The 26,840-nt window shown below is 56.1% G+C and carries 20 protein-coding genes; 10 read left to right on the forward strand and 10 right to left on the reverse strand.

Annotated elements, in window-relative coordinates; translation table 11 throughout:
• The 4 genes from glmS to HUF18_RS04090 are packed head-to-tail and all read left to right on the forward strand — an operon-like array spanning position 1 to position 5,123.
• Positions 1–1,815, forward strand: coding sequence for a glutamine--fructose-6-phosphate transaminase (isomerizing) (glmS, locus tag HUF18_RS04075; protein ID WP_225691227.1), 1,815 nt, complete (start codon positions 1–3; stop codon positions 1,813–1,815).
• Positions 1,816–1,826: 11 nt separating this feature from the next.
• Positions 1,827–3,203: a KAP family P-loop NTPase fold protein gene (locus tag HUF18_RS04080; protein WP_225691228.1), complete on the forward strand. Its 1,377-nt coding sequence runs from the start codon at positions 1,827–1,829 to the stop codon at positions 3,201–3,203.
• Positions 3,200–4,234 carry a virulence RhuM family protein gene (locus HUF18_RS04085; RefSeq protein WP_225691229.1) on the forward strand — a complete coding sequence of 345 codons (1,035 nt, stop codon included), beginning with the start codon at positions 3,200–3,202 and terminating at the stop codon, positions 4,232–4,234. Before HUF18_RS04080 ends, HUF18_RS04085 begins: the two co-directional genes overlap by 4 nt.
• A 22-nt stretch (positions 4,235–4,256) precedes the next feature.
• Positions 4,257–5,123, forward strand: a complete 867-nt coding sequence (locus tag HUF18_RS04090; RefSeq protein WP_225691230.1) for a lipase family protein — start codon at positions 4,257–4,259, stop codon at positions 5,121–5,123.
• A gap of 9 nt (positions 5,124–5,132) precedes the next feature.
• On the opposite strand, the gene HUF18_RS04095 is transcribed toward HUF18_RS04090, so the two are convergent.
• From HUF18_RS04095 to HUF18_RS19760, 3 genes are all read right to left on the reverse strand, one after another.
• Entirely contained in the window at positions 5,133–6,059 is a 927-nt protein-coding gene (locus HUF18_RS04095) for a hypothetical protein (RefSeq protein WP_225691231.1), read from the reverse strand.
• Positions 6,052–7,407, reverse strand: a complete 1,356-nt coding sequence (locus HUF18_RS04100; protein ID WP_225691232.1) for a DUF5666 domain-containing protein — start codon at positions 7,405–7,407, stop codon at positions 6,052–6,054. The genes HUF18_RS04095 and HUF18_RS04100 overlap by 8 nt, the downstream gene beginning before the upstream one ends.
• A gap of 77 nt (positions 7,408–7,484) precedes the next feature.
• Positions 7,485–8,885, reverse strand: coding sequence for a S8 family serine peptidase (locus HUF18_RS19760; RefSeq protein WP_225691233.1), 1,401 nt, complete (start codon positions 8,883–8,885; stop codon positions 7,485–7,487).
• A gap of 146 nt (positions 8,886–9,031) precedes the next feature.
• Here HUF18_RS19760 and HUF18_RS04110 point away from each other — a divergent pair, with 146 nt between their 5' ends.
• Both HUF18_RS04110 and HUF18_RS04115 read left to right on the forward strand, forming a co-directional pair.
• Positions 9,032–9,520, forward strand: coding sequence for an RNA polymerase sigma factor (locus tag HUF18_RS04110; RefSeq protein ID WP_145467462.1), 489 nt, complete (start codon positions 9,032–9,034; stop codon positions 9,518–9,520).
• 9 nt (positions 9,521–9,529) lie between these two features.
• Entirely contained in the window at positions 9,530–10,177 is a 648-nt protein-coding gene (locus tag HUF18_RS04115) for an anti-sigma factor family protein (RefSeq protein ID WP_225691234.1), read from the forward strand.
• 9 nt (positions 10,178–10,186) lie between these two features.
• Here the strand turns inward: HUF18_RS04115 and HUF18_RS04120 are convergent, their stop codons facing one another.
• From HUF18_RS04120 to rep, 4 genes are all read right to left on the reverse strand, one after another.
• The gene (locus HUF18_RS04120) at positions 10,187–12,961 is read right to left on the reverse strand and encodes a DUF2339 domain-containing protein (RefSeq protein WP_225691235.1); all 2,775 of its coding nucleotides are present in this window, start codon (positions 12,959–12,961) and stop codon (positions 10,187–10,189) included.
• 245 nt (positions 12,962–13,206) lie between these two features.
• A complete protein-coding gene (locus tag HUF18_RS04125; protein ID WP_225691236.1) occupies positions 13,207–14,370 on the reverse strand; it encodes a hypothetical protein in 1,164 nt (387 codons plus the stop codon).
• A gap of 258 nt (positions 14,371–14,628) precedes the next feature.
• Complete coding sequence (locus tag HUF18_RS04130) at positions 14,629–15,396, reverse strand: substrate-binding periplasmic protein (protein ID WP_186435825.1); 768 nt, start codon at positions 15,394–15,396, stop codon at positions 14,629–14,631.
• 184 nt (positions 15,397–15,580) lie between these two features.
• The gene (gene rep, locus HUF18_RS04135; RefSeq protein ID WP_145467453.1) at positions 15,581–17,608 is read right to left on the reverse strand and encodes a DNA helicase Rep; all 2,028 of its coding nucleotides are present in this window, start codon (positions 17,606–17,608) and stop codon (positions 15,581–15,583) included.
• A 444-nt stretch (positions 17,609–18,052) separates the two neighbouring features.
• Between rep and HUF18_RS04140 the strand changes: the two genes are divergently transcribed.
• Positions 18,053–19,576 carry an EAL domain-containing protein gene (locus HUF18_RS04140; protein ID WP_225691237.1) on the forward strand — a complete coding sequence of 508 codons (1,524 nt, stop codon included), beginning with the start codon at positions 18,053–18,055 and terminating at the stop codon, positions 19,574–19,576.
• Here HUF18_RS04140 and HUF18_RS04145 read toward each other — a convergent pair.
• Positions 19,558–19,722, reverse strand: coding sequence for a hypothetical protein (locus HUF18_RS04145; RefSeq protein WP_186435822.1), 165 nt, complete (start codon positions 19,720–19,722; stop codon positions 19,558–19,560). The genes HUF18_RS04140 and HUF18_RS04145 overlap by 19 nt on opposite strands.
• An 81-nt stretch (positions 19,723–19,803) precedes the next feature.
• On the reverse strand, positions 19,804–21,318 hold the full coding sequence (locus HUF18_RS04150) for a YifB family Mg chelatase-like AAA ATPase (protein ID WP_225691238.1): 1,515 nt from the start codon (positions 21,316–21,318) through the stop codon (positions 19,804–19,806).
• A gap of 150 nt (positions 21,319–21,468) precedes the next feature.
• On the opposite strand from HUF18_RS04150, the gene HUF18_RS04155 reads away from it, so the two are divergent.
• Both HUF18_RS04155 and HUF18_RS04160 read left to right on the forward strand, forming a co-directional pair.
• Complete coding sequence (locus tag HUF18_RS04155; RefSeq protein WP_225691239.1) at positions 21,469–24,159, forward strand: S8 family serine peptidase; 2,691 nt, start codon at positions 21,469–21,471, stop codon at positions 24,157–24,159.
• Between the two features lie 87 nt (positions 24,160–24,246).
• Positions 24,247–24,663, forward strand: a complete 417-nt coding sequence (locus HUF18_RS04160; RefSeq protein WP_225691240.1) for a hypothetical protein — start codon at positions 24,247–24,249, stop codon at positions 24,661–24,663.
• A 7-nt stretch (positions 24,664–24,670) separates the two neighbouring features.
• On the opposite strand, the gene HUF18_RS04165 is transcribed toward HUF18_RS04160, so the two are convergent.
• Positions 24,671–25,294 (reverse strand): SCO family protein, encoded by a 624-nt coding sequence (locus tag HUF18_RS04165; protein WP_225691241.1) that lies wholly within the window; start codon positions 25,292–25,294, stop codon positions 24,671–24,673.
• A gap of 73 nt (positions 25,295–25,367) precedes the next feature.
• On the opposite strand from HUF18_RS04165, the gene HUF18_RS04170 reads away from it, so the two are divergent.
• Positions 25,368–26,699, forward strand: coding sequence for an MATE family efflux transporter (locus HUF18_RS04170; RefSeq protein ID WP_145467442.1), 1,332 nt, complete (start codon positions 25,368–25,370; stop codon positions 26,697–26,699).
• Positions 26,700–26,840 lie beyond the last annotated feature (141 nt).

A 26,840-nucleotide genomic window follows, 5' to 3' on the forward strand; every position in this document is an offset into this window, starting at 1 on the left:
ATGTGTGGCATTGTCGGCGCGGTAGCGCAACGTGATGTGGCGGAAATTCTGCTCGAAGGCTTAAAGCGTCTGGAATACCGCGGTTACGATTCCGCCGGTCTGGCGATCATTAATGATCAGGCCGAACTGAAACGACTGCGTCGTCTGGGTAAGGTTCAGGCACTGGCCGATGCGGTTAAAGCCGACCCGCTGCCCGGCGGCACCGGCATCGCTCACACCCGCTGGGCGACCCATGGCGAACCGTCCGAAGCCAACGCCCACCCGCATATTTCCGGCGACATCGCCGTGGTGCATAACGGCATCATCGAAAACCACGAAACCCTGCGCCGCGAACTGCAGGCCCAGGGCTATGTGTTTACCTCGCAGACCGATACCGAAGTGATCGCCCATCTGGTCGAGCGCGAACTGAAAAGCGCCGACTCGCTGCTGGCCGCCGTTATGGCCGCCCGCAGCCAGCTGCACGGTGCTTACGGCATGGTGGTGATCGAACGCCAGCAGCCGCAGCATATGATCGTCGCCCGCTCCGGCAGCCCACTGGTGATTGGTTTCGGTATTGGTGAGCACTTTGTGGCGTCTGACCAGCTGGCGCTGCTGCCGGTAACGCGCAAATTCGCGTTCCTCGAAGAAGGTGACGTAGCCGAGATCCGCCGCGACGGCGTCAGCGTTTACGACCGCGACAACAACGCCGTTGAACGCGAAGCCCACGAAAGCACCGTCGAACACGATGCCGGCGACAAAGGCGAATTCCGCCACTACATGCTGAAAGAAATCTACGAACAGCCGCAGGCCATTGCCAACACCCTCGAAGGCCGCCTGTTTAACGGCCAGCTGAACCTCGAAGCGCTGGGTGACCTGAGCGGTATCGAGCAGGTACAGATCATCGCCTGCGGCACCAGTTATCACGCTGGTATGACCGCCCGCTACTGGATCGAAGATATTGCCGGTGTGGCCTGTAATATCGAGATCGCCTCGGAATTCCGTTACCGCAAATCCGTGGTGCGCCCCAACAGCCTGCTGGTCACCATTTCCCAGAGTGGCGAAACCGCCGACACCCTGGCCGCCCTGCGTCTGGGTAAAGAACTGGGCTTCAGCAAAACACTGACCGTCTGTAACGTGCCCGGCTCTTCACTGGTGCGCGAATCCGATATGGCGCTGATGACCCGTGCCGGTGCCGAAATCGGCGTGGCCTCCACCAAAGCCTTCACCACCCAGCTGGTTGCGCTGCTGCTGCTGACCGCGGCACTGGGTCGTGGCCGTGATATGGACAAAGCCAGCGAACAGCGTATCGCCGACGCCCTCACCAGCCTGCCGGGCTTAATCGATAAAGCGCTGCAGATGAATGCCGACATTCAGAAGCTGGCCGAACATTTTGCCGAGAAGCACCACGCCCTGTTCCTTGGCCGTGGCGACCAGTACCCGATTGCGATGGAAGGTGCGCTAAAGCTGAAAGAAATTTCTTATATCCACGCCGAAGCCTACGCCGCCGGGGAACTGAAACACGGCCCGCTGGCACTGATCGACGCCGAAATGCCGATTGTCGTGGTCGCGCCGCACAACGATCTGGTAGAAAAACTGAAGTCGAATATCGAAGAAGTGCGCGCCCGTGGCGGTGAGCTGTACGTGTTTGCCGACGAAGCCGCGGAAATCAGCCCCCAAGCCAATATGCAGGTAATGGCCGTACCGCACTGCGACGACATCGTTGCACCGGTGCTCTACACATTGCCGCTGCAGCTGCTGAGCTACCACGTTGCCGTGATCAAAGGCACCGACGTTGACCAGCCGCGTAATCTGGCGAAATCGGTTACCGTAGAATAAAGGAGACGATTATGGCCAATGAAAGGACGCTCTTCACATTTCAGGGAGAAAATGGCCGCGATGAATTCCGCCGTGAGCAGATTGCCGACAAGGTGATTTCACTGCTCACGTCGGATATTGATATATCCCCAATGGTCATCGACGGTCATTGGGGTACAGGTAAAACCGAGTTCTGCCACAAGCTGATGGGTAAATTTGAGGCTGAGCACGAGCATTACCGTTTGCTCTACATTGATGCCTTTCAGGCAGATCATGCAGACAATCCCCTGCTGACTATTCTTGCCGAGGTTTTAAGTCTGCTGCCGGATGGCGAACAGAAACAAAGCCTGCGCGAAAAAATTATTCCAGTGGTTCGTTATGGTATTAAAACCACTTTAAAAGCTGGCGTAAGTCACCTGCTCAGAGAAAATACCGACGATATTGCCGCTGGTCTGGAAGTATATCTGCAGAAGGCCGCCGATAAAGCGATTGATGCCTCCGTTATGGCGATGCTGAAAGACCATGAGGAAGCACAGGGAAATCTGAAAGCACTTCAGTCGGTATTGGCTGAGGTCGCTGAAGATAATCCTATTGTGATCTTTATTGATGAGCTGGACCGCTGTCGGCCAGACTATTCTGTGCAGATGCTGGAAGTGATCAAACATACCTTCCATGTAAATAACGTTAAATTCGTGTTGATAACGAATACAGCACAACTCCGGGCAGCCATTAACCATAGCTATGGCCCTTTGGTTGACGCACAGCGTTATCTGGATAAATTCCTGAAGTTCAGATTCTATCTACCTGATTTTATTCCAGGTATTGGAAGGACAAAAACTCTGGCATCAATTAAATACTTCAATGATCTAGTAGGAAAAAGTTCAGCATTAAAAAACACCGAACTTAATCATCAAAATCATACTACATATGCATTTTCAGCCACCATTATCAGCCAGAATCAGTTGTCATTACGAGAAGTTGAAACGTTTGTTCGCCACCTTGAGATTTTCCAAACGCTCAGTGAGGGAATTTCTAATGGCATAACACTGGGCTACCAGTTATTTAACGTATTTGGTGTATTCATATTTTGTTTCAGCCCAGAAATATTGGCTGAAATTAAAGGCAGAAGTGTAAATGCCACACTAATAGCAAATGCATTAGGGCTGAAGAACATGGATGCATTTCAATCCAAGTCCAGCCGCCCCAGCAGCAATGAAATTATAGCGGCTTTACTTGCGCAGAGCTGCACATCAAATAATGAAAACTATGCATTCAGCGAAGAAATTAAAGCACGCTGGCAAGAAAATATTGCGCAACATTTTTTTGATTTTGATGATGTCGGTGGTAAAGAATTTTCCTTCGTTGAAGAAGTTTTTGACGTATTGAATTTAACGAGAGGCCGCTTATGAGCGATAAGGGTTTCCCCCCAACCCCGGCCGGTGAGTTTCTGCTGTTCGCCTCCGATGACGGCCGGATACGAATCGAGTGTCGCTTTGAAGGTGACACTCTATGGCTGTCACAGGCAATGATGTCCGAGCTTTATCAGGTGACACCTCAAGCGATTACCCAGCACATTCGTTCTGTATATGAGGAAGGCGAGCTTGATCAAAACACAACCTGTAAGGATTACTTACAAGTTCAGCAGGAAGGAAAACGCCAGGTAAAACGCAGCATCACTCACTACAGCCTGCCAATGATCTTGGCCATCGGCTATCGCGTCCGCTCTACCCGTGGTACACAGTTCCGTAAGTGGGCAACCCGGACTCTTGAGGAATATATCGTCAAGGGATTCGTGATGGATGATGAGCGGCTGAAAAACCCTCCTGTTGGCAATTCCGTTGTTCCTGATTATTTTGATGAACTGCTGGACAGAATCCGCGACATCCGTGCCAGCGAGCGGCGAATGTATTTGCGGGTTCGTGAAATTTTTGCTCTGGCAGCTGATTACGAACCATCGCTGAAAGAAACCACCCAGTTCTTTCAGATCATCCAGAACAAACTGCATTACGCCTGCTCCGGCCACACCGCCGCCGAGTTGATCTATGAGCGTGCCGACGCCGACCAACCCAATATGGGGCTGACCAGCAGCAAAGGCGCTGAAGTGCGCAAAGGCGATGTCACGACAGCCAAGAATTACCTGAGCGAAGCAGAAATTAAAGAACTCAACCGGATCATCGTCATGTGGCTCGACTTTGCCGAAGATCAGGCTGAACGCCGTCAGCAGGTTTTTCTGCGAGACTGGCAAGCCAAACTGGATCAGTTTCTGCAGTTTAATGAGCGTGATGTTCTGGAAGGCCCGGGCCAGATAAGCAAGAAACAGGCGGATGAAAAAGCCTCTGCAGAATACGAACGCTTTGCTGAAAAACGCCGCCAACTGAAAGAAGCCAAAGGAGAGCAGGACATATCCTCGCTTTTAAACTGGCAGCCACCTGAAAAATAAATCACCGATAACACCAAATCTTATGCTCAGAAAATTACTCACCGCCACTCTGCTTTGCTGCATTCTGCCAGCGGTACAGGCTGCTCCTGATTTCGCTGAACTACGAGTGCAGGCGCAACTGTCCGGCGATACTTACCTGGCCGACAGCGAACGTGAAGCACAGCTTCTGCAGCAAGGCCAGACGCTGATTCATCAGGCTACGCTGGCGGATTCTCAGGTCAGTTATTTTCTCAGTCAGGGCAATGGCGTGCAGACCATTGCCATCCGTGGCACCGCCAATCTGGCGAATGTGATGGTCGATCTGGATATTGAATTTCAGCCGGACGAGCGTCTGGGCATCACCCTGCACAACGGTTTCCGCAGTGCCGCCGAGGCGGTGTTTAACGATGTCAGGCCACGACTGGTTGCCGGCATGCCGGTGCAGATTACCGGTCATAGTCTGGGCGGCGCCATTGCGGTCGTGCTGGCGATGTATTTAAAACACGATACGGCAATGCAGATAACGCAGGTGATTACTTTCGGCCAGCCCAAGGTCACCAACGTTACCGGCGCGGATATCTACGCCAGTATTCCGCTGATACGGGTCGTCACCCAGAAAGACTTGGTGCCATTGGTGCCTCCACTCAGCCCGCTGCAGATTAAGGATCTGGATGTTTACTGGCATATGGGCGAAGAGATTATTCTGCTCGGCGGCCAGCAATATTCGCAGACCCGAGGTTTAAAAAGCATGCTGCGTGCGACCAAGCTCAGCACGGCGCTGCCGGATGAAAGCAACCTGCAGGCGCATCAGATCACCACCTATCAGACACTGATCGATGAGCTACTGCAGGCGGCGCAGGAAGTGCCTTACCAGATGGAAATCAATCTGTTCGGGCTGTCGATTAATTAACCGAGAGCCTTAAAAGCTCCAGCGTATGGCGCTTTCCAGCCGGTTCTGATCATAACTCGCGGCGGCAAAATCAGACTGCCGGTCATCACGCTGCAGGCTGACCGACCACTGCCAGCGCTGACTGAGTTGCCAGCGGCTGCTGATCTCCAGACGCTGGCGCTGCTCCGTCACATCGTCGTACTGACGCTGTTCCAGCCGCGCCCTCAGATGATTCACCACACTGAGCCCAAACCAGCGGCTGCGATGTCTGAGCGACAGCCGTCCGATACCCGCCTGATAACTGTAAACCTGAGCATCCGCCTGTTCATCCACCCCCTGTATCAGGGCGCTGAGCGATAAGCCGCTGCTGCGGAAAAACCAGTAAAGCTGCAGACGGGCAGCGCTGCGTTCACTGTCGCGGGCGCTGTTTTGCTCGTAGGTTTTGCGCATAAAATCGAACTGGGTGCGCACATACAGGGATTCTGACGGGATAAAGCCCAGTGCCGGGCTGATACGTTCGAGCTGCATATAACTCTGGCCATCCACATCTGCGGTGGCCGCAATCAGCGCCACATCGGTCGCCAGCACATCACCCTGATAACCAAAGCGCAGCAGGCCGGTCTGCAGGCGGTTGTCGTATTCGCTGTAAACCTGCCAGCGCTGTTCTTTCAGCCAGTAGCTGGTCTCAAACTGCACACCACGACGCCCCGCCGTACGCCAGCCAAGCGAAGCTTCCAGTGCATGATAACTGTCACCCAGGCCAGCATTGATATCGGTAACGTCGGGGGCAACATTGGAGTCGTAGCCGGCACCGGCGGCCAGCTCGAGCTGCAGTCCGGCCTTTGCCTGAGCGGCAAACACCAGTAATAAGGTAAGCAGCAGCCCCCGCTGCCGGAATACTCCGCGCAGGGGGGCTGCTGTTGTGGCTGTTATAGGATTGAGCAAAATATCAGTCATCAATTTCCATCGACTGCACGATCAGAACCTGACCGTCGAATGAGCCTTCAATTTCTACCATACTGCCGCTCACCAGAGAGGACAGCATGGACGGATCCTGCGCGCTGACATCCAGCGTCAGCCCCAGCAACACAACAGTACCGGCACTCAGGTCGATGGCAGACACAGGGGCTTTCAGTTCCACCTTATTGCTGGCGTCAACACGTTCCAGCAACTGTGCACGGTACTGACCGGCCGTGGTTTCTTCGAGCAGCAGCTCAACATGGTCACCGGGCTGCAGCATGCTCAGATTAAAGTACACTTCATCGTCACGTTCATCACGCACGCGGGTACGCAGGTCAGCATTGATAGTAATGCCCATCACCGTCAGGGTGTTTTCAGTTGTCGCCTGAACCACACCTTCGAGTTCAATTTCCGGTGCTTCTTCAAACTCGATTTCTTCAGCCAGCAGCACGCCGTCGGTACCGACAACGCCTTCAACCTCAACCATCACACCCGCCTGTAAAGCCGACTGGTCGCCGTCATCAAATTCGGTCTCGCTGTCAAAACGTACCGTCATACCGTTCAAAACAAACTGGTTGTTGTCGGCATCAACTGCTGTAACCGCACCGGACATTTCCAGCTCGGTGTCTTCTTCGAAATCGCTGTCTTCGGCTTCAATTTCGCTGGCAACCAGCACGTCGCCATCCAGGGTACCTTCAACTTCAACCTGCATGCCATCGCTCAGCGTGGCGCCATCCAGATCCAGCGTCGCAACACTGGCATAGCTGATCAGCTGAGAACCGATCAGGAAGGTCTGTGCTGAACTGTCGAAGCCGGCCACAACACCGGTCAGTTCTTCCGGGCTCTGGTCTGCATCGTCCGCGGCGATAAAGCTGGCGATGATGCGTCCTTCACCGGCGCTGTAACCGCTCACTTCAACGCGCTGGCCTACGGTCAGGGTAGCCAGATCAAGGCCTTCGAAAATGGTCATGGCATCAGTAACAACGGTCTGACCCAGCACCGTCAGCGTACCCGAGGCGCTATCAATTGCCGTCACCGTACCCTCCACACTGACGTCATAAATAATTTCGGCAGCAACACCTTCTGCGCCATTATGGTTACCAACGATGGTGACCACCTGACCAACACGCAGATCCGCCTGAATACCGGCACGGTCATCCACCGTAAACTGAGTCCGGTCGCTGTTAAAGTGCACGCCGTTAACAATCACGCTGCCAAAGCCGTCGATAACACCGCGTGTTACCTGTTTGCCATTCTCTTTGGCAGATGAAGAGGAACCACCACAAGCGGTTACCAGCAGCGTACCAGCCAGACAAACGGCAACGGACAGAAGATGTTTTTTCATAGCAATACTCTCTCGTTTATTTCAGTGAACTCACTGGTAAAAACGCCGGGAGCTGAAAAATATTCCATCAAATATTGTTAATTTTCGTTAAAGAGCGACGACATAAGGCCAAAGCCGAAAACCGGATCGCGTCCGGCCTCGCCCAGATCCAGAGCCTGACGGGCTAAACGTTCGCGCTCTGTCTGGCAGTCCTCAGCCGGGCGCGAAGCCAGTACTGCCGTGGCCAGCGCCGTGGCAAAAGAAGTACCGGACATCACCCCGTTGCCGTCAGCTGTTACGACCCGGAGGTTTACCCCCGGCAATGCAAACTCAACATGTTCGCCCTGTACTGCCCGGTTAAAAATCCGCTGCTGCTCATCGACCGCGGTAATGGCAATCACCTCCGCATAGGCTGCCGGATAACGCGGAAAGGCGGCCGCACCGTCATTGCCCACCGATGACAACAACTGCACACCACGCGCTTGTACCTGAGTCAGCACCCGTTGCAGCAAGGGGTTAGGTGGGCCGGAGAGCGACATATTGATCAGCTCCACCTCATTCTGTAACAGCCAGTCCAGACCGGCGATAAGCTGACCGGCACTGGCCTGTACCGGCCCGTCCGCCGAGCGGGCAAACACCACCGCATTGACCAGCCGTACCGAGGTCAGCAAACCCGGAACCGCACAGCTGGAGTTGGCTGCCAGCAGACCGGCGATGGCTGTGCCGTGGCGGCTGTCGGGCAATGCATCCGCGGCATGAAACTCACGCTGCGCAATATTCACACCGGCAAAGCAGGGGTGCGCCATATCGATGCCGGAATCCATCATGCCGATGATGCGCTGTGCCGCTCTGGCCTGCGGCCAGCCCAGCGCATCCGCGGCGTGCAGACCGGAATCTGGTGCAGGTTTCTGCGCTGCGTTCGGAACGGCATCACCGTCGAGCCGGTAGTAATGATCCGGCGCAACCGTATCCTGCAACGCTTTCTGCTGCTCTGGCAGCTCCGGCATTTCGTCAAACGTGATCAGATGCAGCCCCAGCGCTGGCAGAGGCTCAGCAGCAACAGCCTTAACCCCCTGTGCCTGCAGGGCCTGCCATTCTTCCGCACTTAATAACGCAATAAAGCGCTCGGGTTCGGCTTCATCAAAGGCCCCTTCCAGCTGCCCTTCCAGCTCGTCCAACTGCCGGGCAGCTAAAATATGCTGCAGCTTATCTTCCAGTTCCTCTTCACGGTCATCCAGAGAATCGTCCAGCTTGTCTTCCAGCTCATCCTCAAGCTCGTCTTCCAGATCATCATCGAGCTCGTCTTCCATACGTTCCTCAAGAGCATCTTCAAGCCGGTCTTCGAGCTCTTCCTGAGCATCAAGCATCTCTTCCAGCTGTTCCTCCAGACGCTCTTCCAGAAGTTCTTCCTGCTCCTCCAGATCGTCGTCCGCATCACTGTCCGCCAGCAGCGGCAGAGGCATGACTAATAAAATGTACAGCAGCCAAAACACTTTCACTCTAAACTCCCGCTGTCTGTGCTTATTCCGGTATCGCCAGCCTGTGTAAAACGCTGAGTTACCCGGTTACTTCTCTCTTTAACGATTAACTGGCCGGAATATTTCCTGCGCATGGAATAAAACTTCATGTCCTGCGTTTACCTGATATGAATATTCAGCATCAACACTTTCAGCAGCAATTACTGGCAGCGCTTCCGGCAATCCGACGCTATTGCCTGGCACTTACCGGTCAGCAACACAGTGCCGATGATCTGCTTCAGGCAACGGTGGAGCGGGCACTGGCACGATGGCAACAATATCAGGCAGACACCCACTTTGATCGTTGGTTATACCGTCTCTGCCGCAACCTTTGGATTGATACCATGCGCCGGGAAAAACCAAGCGACAGTCTGGATGAAGAACACGACGCCGTTCTTGCCGGTAACAATATCGCCGAACAGTACGAAACCCATACCACGCTGGCCAAGGTTCAGGCACACATGCAGCAGTTAAGCGAAGTGCTGCGCACCACGTTGTACCTGGTCGCAGTTGAAGGCCACAGCTATCAGGAAGCGGCCGACATAATGGAAGTACCGGTCGGTACCATCATGAGCCGCCTTGCCCGCGCCCGCCAACAACTCAGCCTGGCATTGTAGGAGAACAGCATGCATACCATCAGCGACGAACAGTTATCGGCCTTTATTGATAAGGCTTTACCCGACAGCGAAATGCATCATATCAATAACCTGCTGGCGGAGTCTGCGGAACTGCGGGAGCGCCTGCACAAACTGCAACAGGCCGATGAGATGGCGCGGCAGTTTTTTGCCAGTCAGGATGAAATCCCCCTGCCCGCCGGCCTGCTGGAACAGATTCAGGCGCACCGGCCCGAGGCGGAAATCGTCACCCTGCAACCCCGCGCCCGCTGGCCATGGGCCATTGCCGCCAGTGTCGTGCTGAGCGTTGGTCTGGTCTGGCAGATCCTGTCACCAGCGGCCTACACCGCAACCGACCGCGCGTTACTCAGCATGAGTTCCGGCAGCGTAAAAATTATGAACGCAGAGGAACGCCTTGAAATTACCCGCTCAGAGCTGAACAGCGCAGGCCAGTTCTGCCGGTACTTTATTGTGCATACACCGGTCAGCTCAGAGGAAAGCAGCGCCTGCTGGCAGGGTGAGCAGTGGCTTTATCAGCCGCCGGGAAGCAGCAGTCAGTACCAGCCTGCCGGCGCCAGCGAACAGCCAGCGCAAAGCCTGAGCGCCGACGAGGAAGAACGCTGGCTGCGTAATCTGTCGCAGCAGACACAGGCCGACTGAGCAGAGAACTTAAGCCGGGGAGTTTTCCTGCTCCCCGACAGTGCCCAGCCGCTGATGCAGCCACGCCAGCGCCAGCAGAGCCAGTCCCAGCCCCATAAAGGACGCCACCCGCCACAGCCCGGTCAGGCCAGCCATATCGATCAGGAACAGCTTGGCCACGACCACCAGCAACAGCACCATACCGCCACGATAAATATCGCGGCTGGATAACCAGCGCCCCAGCGTCAGCGCACCCGCGGCCAGCAGCATCCACACCACGGAATAGGTGTAGAGTTCGCCATCCGGGGTGTAGTTACTCAGGCTCATACCGGCATCGCCCTGCCAGATCTGGCGGATTTCCAGCGAGATAAACCAGAGCGCATTCAGCCCGGCGGCCAGTGCGGCAAAACGGCCATACTGCGCCGGCAGCTGACGCCACAGCGCCAGCATAATCAGCGTCGGCAGACCGTAGCTGAGCAACAGCAGGTTAAACAGTGGCGTCGAACCGATCTTGCCACTGCTCCACAGCGGGTTTTCGGCCAGTAGCAACACAAACAGATAGGTGGCAGCAGCCGCTGCCAGATGCAGCAGACCCACCACCTGATAGAAGCGCGGCAGCTGTTCACTTAAGCGTGCGCGCCACAGGTAAACCACCGCCGCGCAGCCCCAGATCAGCACGTCGAGGCTGGCTTCGAGAAAGCTGAATTCGTGATGGAAAATATCGCCGTCGTACAGCCAGTAACGCACTTCAGCGGCTAACGTCAGCACCAGCAGCTGCGCGGCACCACCCTGCAGCCAGGGCTGCATTTTCACTTCATGGCGCAGAATCCAGGCCGCCGCCGCCGCACAAAGCGTGGCGCCGCCGTAGGTCCAGAGTGACCAGTGAGTGCCGGCATCGTAGCTCAGCAGCCAGGGGTTAAAGGTCAGACGCACAACCACCAGCAACAGCACGGCGCGGATAATCCACGCCATCAGCGGCAGTTGATAACGTTGCTGCAGCCAGGCCAGCGACACCAGCTGCAGGGCAAACGCCAGCGTCAGGGTCGCTTCGGCCAGCCAGATCACCGCCGCCAGCGACAGGCCCAGATGCGCCGCGCTGATCAGAATCACGCTGATCAGCGGCCGGGCATCGCCATACTGCAGCTGATTTCTGTTAGCCAGCCACAGATACAGCATACCCAGCACCAGCGCCACCAGCCCCCAGGCCCAGTCGAGGCGGAAATCGGTAAACAGGTAATAACCCAGCGCCAGCATCAGCAGCGGCACCGCACTACCCAACCCGGTCCAGAAGGCGGGGTAAGGTACGCGCATACGCAGCAGCCAGAGCGCACTGCCACTGTACAGCAGAGTAAGCCACAGGAAACGCACGCCCAGCTGCGCCTGTCCGGCGGCATCCGGGCCAAACAGCACCAGCTCATCACCCATGTACGTCAGCATGGGAATAACCGTTGCCAGCACAATCAACAGTAATGGCAGCGCCGCCAGCGGATTCAGTTCCGGGCGACGGCTGGCCGCCAGCAGCATCAGTACCGGCAATGCCAGTAAGGTGAAGTAACCCGATGCGATCACACCTTCGCCGGCGAGGGTAAAACCCTGCGCCAGCAGCACCAGCAACACACCCGGCAAAGCAGGCCAGTGCGGATCGGCACGCCAGCTCTGCACACGCTGCCACCAGCTGTCTGCGCTGGCCGACTCATCGTCGTTGTCCTGATGACGGTTCTGCAGCAGCCAGTCAAAGTCCGGAACCGCAAGGAACATATAGGCCAGCGCCAGCAGGTAGAGAGAACGCACGCCCATGGCAGGCTCGGTTGCCAGACTGATCATCCACCATAAAAGAGAGCCGGTAATCACACCGATCCACAGCCAGCGTTGCTGCACATAGGCCAACAACCAGAGCGAGAACAGCGTCAGAATGCTGATATACACCAGCGCCAGTTCAATCTGCCCCGAACCACTACTGAGCAGAATCGGCACCAGATAACCACCGAGCATGCCCAGCGCCGCCAGCACCGGGCCATGCCGCAGTGCCAGTGCCAGCGTGGCAAAAGACACCAGCGCCATGCCGGTAAACACCAGTCCGGGCGATGTGCCCGGCAATAATTTGAAGGCTGCAAATAACGCAGAATAGAGAATGATGCTGGCGCCACCGGCCAGAGCAGCAAAGACGTTGTTCTGCCCTTTGTTACGCCGCAGCCACTCGGCTGCAACATGCAGGCCGATACCCGCCAGCAACGACAGCACTACGCGGGTTTCCGGCCCCAGCAGCCCCTGCTCAATGGAGTAACGCACCATAAACACGCCGGCCAGACCTACGCAGATACCACCGAGCCAGACCATCCAGTTGTTGCGGATATTCTGCAGCAGGCGCTCAAGCAGATCCGGTTCGCGGCTTGCTGCCCCTGGAGAGTGAGCAGCAGAAGCTGCCGGCGCCTGATAAGAAGGCGCAGTCGGTGAATACACCGGCAGTTCAGCGGCAGGCTCAGATGCTGGTGCGGATACGGGTTCAGATACTGATTCAGAAGCATGGACAGGCGGCATCGCGCTGGCGGCAACCTCAGTCTGTCCGGTTGCCGTAGCAGCCGCTGTTTGTTGCGCAGAACCGACCGCTGTCGGTGGCGGCGAAGTAACCGGACGCTCAGCTTCTGCTGGTTTTTCCCGGCTGGCCGTCAGGCGGCGCAGGGCGGCTTCCAGCTGCCCGATACGCTGCTCCAGCGTACTGACTTTAAAGAACGCCACCACACCGAGAACCAGCGCTCCCAGCAAGGCGACGGCAAGCAGAAGCGTCAGAGTGACAAATTCATCCATAAACACCATTCACTTTCATTGACTGATAACTCAGCAGGAGACTATACGCAATCCGCCCTGCCGCTGTCCTGATCTTTGCTCAGGAGCCGAAGCGCCAGAGTATAACGCCAGCAGCACGGGAAAAGGTGACCTGAGCCTCAGGCTGATCAGGCAGAGAGTTGTTGTGGCAAATAGCGGGCATAAAAAAAGCGGGCCGGTGTATAACCCCCTGCCCGCTTTTCTTTATCGGCTTGTGCTGCTCACACTCAGAAGTAGTAACCAAACTGCACATTAAAGAAGGTCTGCCAGCCGTTTTCGCCATCGCCTTCTGCAAAGGCTTTGGTGTAATCACCGGCGCCGATGAAAGGTACGTTCTTGGCGCTGGTGACATCGAAGTTGGTGTACAGATTACCGGTTACTACCAGTACGCCCAGCGTGTTGATCTGTGAATCGCGGAAGGCTTCTTTGTTTTTATCCAGCAGGTTGTAGTCGTTGTACAGCTGCACCTGATTGACGATGCCACCTTTCCACGGCAGGTCGTAGCTCAGGTTCAGTACATAGACATTCGCCTGTGCGGCGGCCATGTAACGCGCACCAAAACCACCCATCTGGATGGTGTCATCGCTGACGCCATCAGCATTTTCGGCATTGTAGGAATAACGGACCGCTTCCGACTGCACACCAAAGGCACCGTAGGTCGCGGTGTAATGCAGCGCCAGAGCCTGGGCATTACCCATCTTGCCGGTGGTTTCGTTATACAGACCGCCATACTGCAGCGACACACCGGCTTCCGCCTGTTCGCTCAGGGCATAGGCCGCACGCAGGTTGAACTGGTGGGTCTCCTGATTCTGCTGCACACCGGCATCGCCATCGGAGACCACATCAAAAGAGAAACGCTGAGCATCGGTCGGAGCCGCATCGCCGCTGGCGAAGTACGCCAGCTGCAGATCCCACTTACCCTGCTTGCTCAGTACCTTGATGCCGCTGTCGTAATCATCGTTAAAACCCAGATACAGAGTGGCATCACCCCAGTAGCTATGAGATTCGTACGGCAGGATACCGAACGGCACCTTGGTGATACCGACCTGTACTTCGGTGTTGTCAGACGCATCGGTAGCAAAATACATATGGTGCACCATGGCGCCATTGCCGCTGTCGTACCAGCGGTACTGGCTCGACAGACGTACGCCCTGATGTTCGGCTTCGATACCCAGGTTGATCTGGTTATAGGTGAAATCGCCACCACGTTCGGTCTGCGCTTCGTTCCAGTCTTTGTAGGTGTAATTCAGACGGAAGCCACCGGTCAGGCGTACACTTTCCAGCGCGGTTACCCGCTGTTCCAGGCTGTTGGTTTCGTGGGTATCAGCAAAGGCCTGAGGGCCAATCAACAGTGTCGCCAGCAAGGCGCGGGAAAAGGTAGCGTTAGACATGGAATTCTCTGCGATGATTAAAACCTGACCAAGCGGTCACAAAAAGCGCAGCATCATTCCAGAATTGTCTTCTTTGTTGTATGGAATATATGTAACAGAATGTTTCTTCCTGAACCGATGATAGATTTATAACTGACCTCTGACGGAAAACTCTTAAATAACAAAGAGTTAACTTATCAGTCAGAAATCTGTTAAAGGGATGCCGGAGAAAAAGTCAGGCGCGTAAAAGCGGCGTATCCGTATATCACCTGCTAGAAATTACTCGGCCAGATAAAAATTAAGCAACTCCCGCAACTGCCCCTGCTTACGCAGCTCACTGAAGCCCTGATCCAGTACCGCTTTCAGTTCCGGACCACGGCGGTACAGGCGCGAAATCAGCATTACAAAATCATCGGCTACGATGCCGGGCACCGGTGCAAACAAAATATCATCACCAAGATCAACATCGCCCTGACGGTACAGCCCGTGCAGAACTTCCAGCCGCGTCAGAAACAGCTCGCAACGTCCGCGCCGTACCTGCGCCAGCGCCTGAGCATAATGGTTGGCTTCACGCATAACCCAGCGCGTATCGATTCCGAAACGATTGTAGTCATAGCCCCGCAGGCCACAGATATTGTAGTTTTTCAGATCCATGCTGTTCTGGACCAGCGGTGGAGAGGGAAAGCGGTCGAGCGAGTAGGCATAGCCAGGCTGCACCTGATAATAAGGTTCGGTCGTGAGAAAGCGTACTTTCCGCTCCTTGCTGGCCGAGGCACTGAGAGCAATCTGATAACGGCCTTTTTCTACCTCCAGCAGGCAGCGTTTCCACGGCAGCATGCGGATTTCATAATCAAAACCGGCCGCAGGTAAAATCAGCGCCAGTACATCGGCATCGTAACCACGAACTTCATTGTCCTGCTCAAAGGTATAGGGCGGCCAGCCTGCGGCGTCGCCACATATGCGCAGAATATCGTTAGCCCGTACCGGCAACACCAGCAGCCCGGAGAGAACCAGCCATAACATCCTGCTTTGCCAGATATGCTGCATATTGCGCCCCGCCCCTGCCACGTACGCCATCTGATGAGTGTAGATGGAATCCGTCAATGCATATCAGCACTGAACACATAAGAACATCACTAAAAATCACCGGATGGCTTCTGGCAAAGAGTACGGAGAAAAAACGCCCGGCATTACTGACGCAATGCCGGGCGTTTTTTTGGATCTGCTGCGGTCAGAAATCAGCCAGCATATTGCGCAGACTGGACAGGGTTTCCTGGCCGCGCTGTTTCTGCTCTTCGGCGGAGGTTTCGGTTTTACCTTCCCAGACGATATCGTCCGGTGGCAGCTCATCGAGGAAGCGCGAATGGGTGGTGTCCATAGCTTCGCCAAACTGACGCCGTTTACCGGCATAGGTAAGAGTGAGGGTGCGCTTGGCGCGGGTAATGCCCACGTACATCAGGCGCCGTTCTTCCTCGATGGTATCGGCCTCGATGCTGTTGCGGTGCGGCATCAGCTCTTCTTCCATGCCCATGATATAGACGTGCGGAAACTCCAGACCTTTGGAGGCATGCAGGGTCATCAGCTGCACCTGATCGGCTTCGTCTTCTTTTTCCTGCTGCTCCATCATGTCGCGCAGAATCAGCTTGGATACCGCATCTTCGATGGTGCATTCATCGCCCAGCTCTTCCGCTTTGGCGATCATCTTGCTGATTGAATCGACCAGGAACCAGACGTTCTTCATGCGCCGTTCGGCCTGATTCGGCGTGCCGGAGTTCTGCAGCAGGTAACCTTCGTAGTCGATATCGCTGATCATCTCTTTTACCGCCGCCACCGGATCATCGGTATAGGCGTTGCGGGTAATACCTTCGAGCCAGTGACCAAAGCGGCGCAAACGATCCAGCGCCTTTGGCATCAGCTGTTGTTCCAGCCCCATTTCGGTGGTCGCCGCCATCATTGAGATACCGCGCATGGCGGCGTATTCGCCCAGCTTTTCGATGGTGGTCGGGCCGATTTCGCGGCGCGGCGTGTTAATCACGCGCAGGAAAGCCGCATCATCGGTCGGGTTAATCAGCAGCCGCAGGTAACCCATGATGTCTTTGATCTCGTTGCGGCCAAAGAACGACTGGCCACCGCTGAGTTTGTACGGCACCTGATAGGCCTGCAGTTTCATCTCGATCACACGCGACTGGTGGTTACCACGATAGAGCACGGCAAAATCGCGGTAGCCACAGCCATAACGCAGGCGGCGCTCGACGATTTCGGTGGCAATGCGCTCGGCTTCCACTTCGTCGTTGCGGCATTTAAGAATCTTGATCGGGTCACCGTAGCCCATATCGGACCACAGCTTTTTCTCGAATTCGTGCGGGTTGTTGTCGATCACCCGGTTAGCGGCGTTCAGGATCAGGCCGGTGGAGCGGTAATTCTGCTCCAGTTTGACGATCTTCAGCGTCGGGAAGTCTTTTTTCAGCAGCGACAGGTTTTCCGGACGGGCACCACGCCAGGCATAGATCGACTGGTCATCGTCACCTACCACCGTCAGACCGGTGCGGTGACCCACCAGCAGCTTCACCAGCTCGTACTGGCTGGTGTTGGTGTCCTGATACTCATCCACCAGCAGATAGCGGATCTTCTTCTGCCAACGGGTCAGCACTTCCGGGTGATCACGGAACAGCACCGTCGGCACCATGATCAGGTCGTCAAAATCCACCGCGTTATAGGCTTTCAGCATGCGCTGATAAACGCTGTAGGTCTGGGCGATCAGCAATTCCTGCGGAGTCGATGCCACTTTGATGGCATGGTCGGGGGCGATCAGGTCATTTTTGAGATTGGAGATGGCGTTCTGCACCAGCTCGATCATATCGCCGTCGTCACCGTGTTCACGGTGCATCACGTCGCGGATAATGCCTTTGCAGTCATCCTGATCAAGAATTGAGAAACCATTTTTATAACCGGCGGTGGTCAGCTCATGGCGGATGATATTCAGGCCGAGGTTGTGGAAGGTCGATACCGTCAGGCCCTTGGCACCGCCTTTACCCACCAGCGACATCACCCGCTCTTTCATCTCGCGCGCGGCTTTATTGGTAAAGGTTACCGCGGCGATATGGTACGACTTGATACCGCACACACCGATCAGGTAAGCAATCTTACGGGTAATCACCGACGTCTTGCCGGAGCCAGCACCGGCCAGTACCAGCAGCGGGCCATCCACATATTTGGCGGCTTCTTTCTGACGGGGATTGAGCTGACTTAGATCGACCACGGGCTTACCTCTCTGACGGGCGGGCATTCTAACAGCTCAGCGCATGGTTGGAATCCGCCGCAACGTGACTCGGACAGCGAACAGGCACAACTGTCACTGCTTTTATCACCATCGCTGCGGACTCTGGTACGCAAGTCTTTGTCCCTGAAGGATATTTTTCTGCCACAAAAGGAGACACACAACCCGAAATGTCCTATATATAAACACTGATTATTAAAAGAAATGGTTATGGATCGCGTCGTATATTGCCATTCCGGCAACAATACGGAGGTCACACAACCGGGCGTCGCCTTACGGGCAGACACATACCAGACCTAATTCAGTTCGGGTTTTATGGAATTTTCACCACATCAGTCCAGGCTCAATCTGTTGATTCTGAGCACCTGCGAACAGCGCCTCGGAGACCTGCAACACTGGCTGGGTCAACATCAGAGGCAGGACGCTATGCGAACGGAATTCCTGTTCCTGAATCCGCTCTCAACGTCTGCCCTGCCCCCCTCAGGCGACGGTTGGCAAGCCGCAGTACTGTTGATAGACACCTTTACAACTGCCCAGCAACAATGGCTTACCCAACTTCCGCCACACCTGCCCTGCCTGATTATTTCCACCACCAAACACCGCGATCAACTGCCTCCGTCCGGACACTGGCTGGCGCTGGATGATTTTAATCGTCAGCGTTTTTTCCAGAGTCTGGGACCTCTGCAACAGCAGGTACTCAGCAACATTCCGGCACCCTTACAGCGCAATGAATTTTTTACCCGCCTGCGCCAGCAACTGACCCAGGCAGACCATGGCTATTATCTGCAGGTGCTGCAATGCCGCTGGTTACGGCATCAGCATGACCGTGACAGCTGGCAGCAACGGGAAAGTATTCAGCAGGAATTTGAACGCACCATCAGCCGGCGCGCCCCCGCCGGAGCCATTATCGGCCGCATACTGGATGATCAGCTGGTTGTGGTCAGTGACAATTACTACGAACTCCATGCCGACTGGCTGCCGCTGCAGCCGGACGATGACGACCGCCCCTGGGTGGTGTACCACAGCTCACCATTGTGTATCAGCGGTTTCTCTGCCCTGAGTGCAGTATTGCAGGAAGGTGTACAACAGATTGCGCGGGAACGACTGGTACAGGAAGCCCAGTTCGAATGGCGCCAGCAGGACACCGGCCTGAGCCTGCTGAGCGGTATTCATCTGGCCTTGCAGCGTGATGAGTTTTACCTTGAATACCAGCCCCAGTTTGACAGCCGTACCGGGGCGCTGGTCGGGGCCGAAGCGTTAATGCGCTGGCGCCATCCGGCGCTGGGGGTTATCCCGCCCACAGTGTTTATCCGCGAGGCCGAAAATGCCGGACTGATTCAGGCGCTGGGCCAATGGGCATTGCGCGAAACCATCAGTGCCTGGTGCCGGCTGCAGGAGCTGCTCGACCACCCGCTGCGCATGGCGGTGAACGTCTCTTTTCCGGAGGTTGCCGATCCCTTTTATACCCGGCAGGTACTCGACTTACTCGACCAGTTTGGCATGCCACCACAGTTTCTGGAGCTGGAACTGACCGAAACCGCCATGATGCGCGACGCCAGCGTATCCTTATTGAATCTGCGCCAGCTGAAAGCCGCGGGCGTGCACATTGTGCTGGATGATTTCGGCACCGGCTTCTCATCGCTGTCCCATTTAAGTGACCTGCCACTAACCGGTATCAAGCTTGACCGTGCCTTTGTCTCACCGTTGCCCGACCACGGACCACAAAGCCATATTGTTACCACCATGCTGGATCTGGCGAACCGCCTGAAGCTGGAAACAACGGCTGAAGGTGTTGAAGACAGTGCCTGTCTGGAAGAGATACGCCGGCTCGGCTGCGACCGCATTCAGGGCTATATTTACGCCCGCCCACTGGCGCTGGGCGAACTGATTTCACAAGCGAAAAGCGGCTTTCCGGAACATTCAGGATTTACTCAGGGACGCTTGTTCTGAGGCGCCGGTGACGGTTCTGCGGGGCGCTCTTTCGGGCCGAAAAAGGCTTCGCCGTCAAAAGGGCTTTCCGTATTGACGTGGTAATACACCATAACTGCCACAGTCAGGGCGATGATGATCAGGAAGACAATCAGTTGCTTTACCATGCTTTATATCCACAGGGTTTCTCCAAGTGTGGCAGATACTGACATCTGTGCAAATAATGCACAAATCTGCAGCCGCCAGCCTTACCCCTGCCGGTAACGATCCAGCGTGCGGTAGCCCAGTGCTTCGAGCAGATGCACACGACCGATAGCCGGCTGGGCATCCAGGTCAGCAATGGTGCGGGCAATATTCAGCAGACGGTGATAACCCCGGGCCGACAGCTGCAGCCGCTCAATCGCCGCCAGCAGCCAGTGCTGATCCTCTTCATTCAGCACGCAAACCTGCTCGCGCTGCGTGGGGCTCAGCTCGGCATTAGCGCACCCCTGACGCTGTTGCTGCAGCGCCTGCGCCGCCATCACCCGCTGCTGTACTGCCGCGCTGCTTTCACCGGCCGGAGCCTGCTGCAGCAACGCGGTGGCAATGGGAGGTACTTCAACGTGCAGATCAATACGGTCGAGCAGCGGCCCCGAGGTCTGTCCCTGATAGCGGCGGATCTGCTCCTGGGTGCAGTGGCAGCGTCCGGCCGGATCACCAAAATAACCACAGGGACAGGGATTCATCGCCGCAATCAGCTGAAAACGCGCCGGATAGGTAATTGAGCGGTTGGCACGGCTGATAACAATACGTCCGCTTTCCAGCGGTTCACGCAGCACATCCAGCACTTTGCGGCTGAATTCCGGTAACTCATCCAGAAACAGCACACCGCCATGGGCCAGTGAGATTTCACCGGGCTTGGGGGTTGTTCCACCACCGACCAGAGCCACTCCGGATGCGGTATGGTGCGGCGCGCGGAAAGGCCGCACGCGCCACTGATCCTGCCATTGCGACGGCTGGCTGCTGATGGAATAAACCGACGCCGACACCAGCGCTTCTTCTTCACTCATGGGCGGCAAAATGCCGGGCAGACGGCTGGCCAGCATGGTTTTGCCGGTTCCCGGCGGGCCGATAAACAGCAGGTTATGCTGACCTGCTGCGGCAATTTCCAGCGCCCGCCGCGCCTGTGGCTGGCCGCGCACATCGGTTAAGTCGGCCTGTTGCGGACGCCCCGCGGGGACAGCATTGCCCGCTGTTACAGCTGCCAGACTCTGTTGCCCATGCAGATACGCGGTCACCTCCAGCAGGCTGGCGGCGCTGCGGAATTCACCCTGAGAACACAGTGCCGCTTCGCTGGCATTGGCCTGGGGTAACACCAGCACATTACCCGCACGGGCCGCCTGCAGGGCACAGGGCAATACTCCGGGTACCGGCTGTAAATCTCCGCCCAGACTCAGCTCACCGATAAACTCATGGCCATCCAGAGCGGTGGCCGGAATCTGGCCGGAAGCCGCCAGAATGCCCAGCGCAATGGCCAGATCATAGCGACCACCTTCTTTGGGCAAATCAGCAGGAGACAGATTGATGGTGATGCGCTTGGCGGGGAATTCAAACTGCGCGTTCATCAGGGCAGAACGCACGCGGTCTTTGCTTTCTTTAACGGCGGTTTCCGGCAACCCCACCAGACTGAGCGACGGCAGGCCACTGGACAGGTGCACCTCAACAATGACCGGCGGAGCATCAATACCCAGCTGCGCGCGGGTAAATACGCGGGCTAACGACATAAGCAATCCTTTGCTGTACGGCTGAAACCTCAGGGTAATGCAAAGTGCTGCAATTGCCTATGTGCAGACAAAAGACAACCGGGTCACGCACAGAGCTGCGATTAGCCGCTAAAATACCTGCATCGTTATCTGCCGCCTTCCGGAAATCCCATGATCAGCTTCGCACGTCAATCCAGCTTGTTACCCCTGAGTCTGCTGCTGAGTCTTACTCTCAGTGCCTGCGGAGGCAGTAGTGGCAGCAGCAACCCGACAGCCACGTACTCGTTATCGGGCCAGCTGAGCATTGCCACCGGTATTGTTACCGATTCCGATATCAATGATATCTACGCGCCTTATGCCAGTAATGATGATCCCACCAATCCACAACTGTTAAGTAACCTGACGACTGTTCAGGGTTTTGCTTCCGCCAGACCAACAGATGCAGCCGTATCTGAAGACAGTGAATCAGAACGCTATGCCAACAGCGCAGACCGCGACGATTACTTTAAGGCCAGCCTGCAAGCGGGACAGATCATCCGCCTGCAGGTTGTCGACCTCACCTATTTTTACAGCGGCGAAGGCTATCACGGCGACCTTGATTTGTTTCTCGCCGAAGCAACCCCGAATGCTGAGGGCGATTATCTGCTGGCAGACGCATCTCAGCTGGGCCCGGTGGATGGTGCTGCCGGAGCTTTTGAAGAAGTCACCGTTCCGGCCGACGGTGACTACCTGATTAACGTTTATGCTTATTCCGGTATATCCAAATACGTACTGCAGATTCTGCCCGCCAGTGCATCGGCATCCGCAAACAGAATGGATGATTTTGTCGCCGACGAAATCATTGTTAAAGCCAAAGCCGGCAGCAGCATCAGCGCCCAGGCACGTAATGCTGGCTTAAACACCGTGCTCAGTCCTGTGGCTCTGAACCAGCTGAATGCAGCATCGGCAAACGATCCGGACAAACCACAGCTGATCAGCCTTAACCGCAGCAGCGCGCGGTTAAGCGCCGGCAGTGCCGAGCCCAATCTGCTGCGTGCGTTCAGCGAGGCTCTGTATAACAAACGCCAGACCCTGATCGACAGCAAACGTCTGCGCCAGCAGGAAGGAATCGAATACGCCGAACCCAATTACATCCGTAAGGTACAGGCTACGGCCAACGATCCTTACTACCGTTACCAGTGGCATTATCCGGCTATCAATCTGCCGCAGGCCTGGAATCTGAACAAAGGTGATGGCGTCATCGTGGCGGTCATCGATACCGGTGTGTATCTGGCCCATCCGGATCTGAGTAGTCAGCTGATTGCGGGCTATGACTTTATTGCCAATAGAGACAGCGCCCGCGATGGCAATGGCATCGATAACAATCCTGATGATCCCGGCGACAGCGATATTCCCGGCGCCAGTTCCTGGCATGGTACCCATGTTGCCGGCACCATTGCTGCCGCAAGCAATAACGGCATTGGCGGCGCGGGCGTCGCCTGGAACGCGAAAATCATGCCGCTGCGGGCACTGGGTAAAAATGACGGCACGTCCTACGACATCATTCAGGCCGTACGTTATGCCGCCCGGTTAAGCAATGACAGCAACACACTGCCTGCCCAAAAGGCCGATGTGATAAACCTCAGCCTGGGGGGAAGCAGTTCATCGGCGGCGGAGCAGGCGGTGTACGCCGCGGCGCGCAATGCCGGAGTGATTATTGTTGCCGCTGCCGGTAACGAGGCCACTTCTTCACCATCTTATCCGGCGGCCTATCCGGAAGTGATTTCCGTCAGCGCCACCCGTTACACCGGCACACTGGCCTCGTATTCCAATTATGGCAGCACCATCAGCGTTGCTGCCCCCGGTGGAGAGCTGAGCAATGACGATAACAGCGATGGTCAGAAGGATGGTGTGCTCAGTACCGTTGCTGATGACAGCAGCGGCTCACGCCAACCCAGCTATCGCCTGTTTGAAGGTACGTCCATGGCCAGTCCGCATGTCGCCGGGGTGATTGCGTTGATGAAATCGGCCTATCCGGCGCTGTCTGCCAGCGATGTCGATCAGTTATTGCAGAGCTGTGCCATCACCAATAAGGCCACCAGCTGTAACCGTGACAACCAGTTGGGTTATGGTCAGATTGATGCCTATCGCGCAGTCAGCGAAGCGCTGAAACTGGCTGGCGGCGGCACCCTGCCTCCACGTCCGGTGGCGCTGCAGTCTTCTCCGGCGGAGCTGGTATTTGGCAGCGACAACAGCCTCAGTTTTACCCTGAGCAATGCCGGTGATCTGCAACCGGGGCAACTTACGATCAGTGATGATGCTGACTGGCTGAGCATTACAGTGGTCAGCGTCGACGACAAAAACCTCGGCGCATACAGTGCCAACGTTAGCCGCAGCGGCCTGAGTGATGGCTACTACAACGCCACCATCAGCGTCAGCGACGGCAGCAACAGCCTGAGTATTCCGGTGTATATGCAAAATGGCGTTATCAGCAGCAACAACGCCATGACCCAGCAGTATGTATTACTCGAAGATGCCGATTGCATTGCCGCCGGGCGCGACGAGAAAGAATGTACAACCAGCATCTTTGCTCAGGCGAATGGCCGCTACAGCTTCCCGGCCGTTCCTGCTGGCCGCTACTCCCTGCTGGCCGGCTCTGATATTGATGTGGATAACGTGATCTGTCAGGCCGGAGAAACCTGTGGCGCTTATCCCAGCCTGGGGGCACAACAGATTATTGAGATAAGCGCGAGCCGCAGCGGAGTGAACTTTCTGATAAACCTGAACAGCAATCTGGGCAGCAACAGCCAAAGCACAGCCCATACGCTGCAGCGGCAACAACCCGTTGTCTCCGGCGAAGCGGGCAAAAGTTCTGCTCCATGATGCCGGTAAAGGCGATGCCGCATCATTCAGCTGCGGTTTAGCCGCCGTTCAGCATACTGACGGTTCTGTGCCCGATGGATGTCATGGATGAAACTACCGGATAACGGCCTGCAGCTTGCTGCACTGACGCTGGTACTGCTGCTCAGCGGCTGCACCGTTTACCCCAGCAAAGTGCCGCTGGATCAGGGCTATGCCCGCTGCGAACTGGTATCACGCCAGCTGGCGCTGAACTATGAGTGGCTGGAGGCTAACACACATGCCAACCTGCTGCGGGGGCTGGGGGATTGTCAGCAAAGCACCGAAGTCTGCCTCGCAGCCTATGTGGTGATTATCTGTGGCTGGACCGCCGGCAGCGCCATCGTCTCCGGCTCGGTATTTCTCGCCGGTAACACCATTCACTGGCTGGAATATCAGGGGCGCTGCGACGACAGCGGATTGCGGCAACTGATTAAACGGGCCATGCCGCCATTACAAGCGGCGCCCATGCAGATCAGCCGTTACTGACAGCGGGTTATTGAAGGCGGGTACTCAGCGCCTGCAGCAGCGGCACCAGACGTTGTGGATAATGCGGCGGGGCGATATAGCCACGGTAAGCGCCCTGTTTATCCAGAATAACCAGATTGGCACTGTGATCCATCAGATAAGCCACGCCTTCGCCACGCTCCACCTTGCCATACACCGCATTGAGTTCTGCCGCCAGCACGCCCAGACCATTGGCATTACCGGTTAAACCCAGAAAACTCTTATTGAAGTACGCCATATAAGGCTGCAGAGACTGTGGGCTGTCACGCTCAGGATCGACCGAAACCAGCACCACCTGCCATTGCTCGCGGATATCCGCCGGCAACTGTTTCCAGCTGCGGCTGAGGTCGGCCAGTGTGGTCGGGCAGATATCCGGGCAAAAGGTGTAACCAAAAAACAGCAGCACATTGCGCCCCTGCAGTTCTCGCAATGCCATCCGCTGCCCATGCTGATTAATAAAGGTCTGATCGCTCACGGCCAGCGCACGCGGAAACAGCATCAGACCATCCTGTTGCAGCAGCTGTGCCTGCTGCCATTGCGGTGCATAAGCAACACCTGCACCGGTCAGCCATGCCGCAAGTAACAGTAAAAACAGTACAATCGCTTTTTTCATCGTGACCAACACCTGCTCAAAGCCTTAACCCCAAATATGTAATCGCAAAACTGAGACGCGGAGTATATCAGCCATGACGGCCAGCCACGCAGTAACAGCCCCTTCTCTGGCTGCGACACAACGCCGCATCTGGATGCTGGCCTGGCCAATTATGCTCAGCAACATCACGGTGCCGTTGCTGGGGCTGGCCGACAGCGCGGTACTGGCACACCTGCCCGACCCGCAACACCTTGGTGCGGTAGCGATAGGCGCGCAGTTATTTACCCTGCTGCTGTGGAGCTTTGGTTTTCTGCGCATGGGTACCACCGCCGTTACCGCCCGCGCCGCCGGAGCACAGCAGCAGGCGCAGGTCATTGAAAGCCTGCAACATTCGTTATGGCTGGTGCTGCCAATCTGCCTGCTGGTGATGGCTGCAGCTTTTATCGCGCTGCCGTGGCTGCTGCCGTTAATGGGGGGCAGCGATAATGTGCAGAGCGGAGCGGCAGAATATCTCAGCATCCGCCTGTTATCGGCACCGGCGGTGTTGGCGCAGTATGTACTCACCGGCTGGTTTATCGGTTTGGGGAAAACCCGCATTCCGCTGCTGATTCTGACCCTGGTGAACAGCCTCAATGCCGTGCTGGATTATCTGCTGGTCTTTCACGCCGGGATGACCAGTGACGGCGTGGCGCTGGGCAGCGTGCTGGCGGACTACAGCGGCTTAATCGCAGCGCTGTATTTTGCCCGCCGCCATGGTTTGCAATCACTGGGAGTCCGCCCGCCGCTGATAACACTGCGGCCGCTGTTACGCATCAACCGGCACTTATTTGTGCGCACCCTGTGCCTGCTGCTGGTATTTGCCTTTTTTACCGCTCAGGGAGCCCGTATGGGTGAGCTGACACTGGCCACTAATGCATTACTGATTACTGCGCTGTTGCTGATATCCAATGCGCTGGATGGCTTTGCCCATGCCGCCGAAAGCCTGACCGGGCACAGTCTGGGCCAGGCCGACAGCGGGCAATTACGCCAGACGCTGCTGCTTACAGGACTGAATATGCTGGGGCTGGCAGCCACCCTGACGCTGGCCTTATGGCTGGCGGGGCCTTATCTGCTCAGCCTGATGACCAGTCAGCCCGAGCTGTTGCCACAGCTGCAGCGCTATCAGCACTACCTGTTCTGGCTGCCTTTAGTGGGGGTGGCCAGCTACTGGCTGGATGGGGTATTTATCGGAGCACAGGCCAGTGCCGCCATGCGCAACGCCATGCTGGCGGCTGCTTTGCTGGTATTTCTACCAGTCTGGTGGCTGAGCAGAGAGTGGGGGAACGACGGGCTGTGGTGGTCTTTTTACGCCTTCCTCACGACCCGGGCCCTGTTCGCAATTAACACTTTTTTGACACTGTGGAGGCGTCCACAAAATTTTATGTAAATCGACTGGTTGCGGCGTCAAACTTTACTATACTTTCCAAAGTCGACAGAAATTAGATTCGTAAACCATTGATTTTAAAAGATTTTTTAACAAATTAATTTTTAGATCAATTCCGTCTAAGTTGTGCCGTGATTTTCCATT

The sequence above is a fragment of the Thalassolituus sp. ST750PaO-4 genome (genome assembly GCF_020320405.1).
Classification (GTDB): Bacteria; Pseudomonadota; Gammaproteobacteria; order Pseudomonadales; family Oceanobacteraceae; genus Venatoribacter; species Venatoribacter alkanivorans.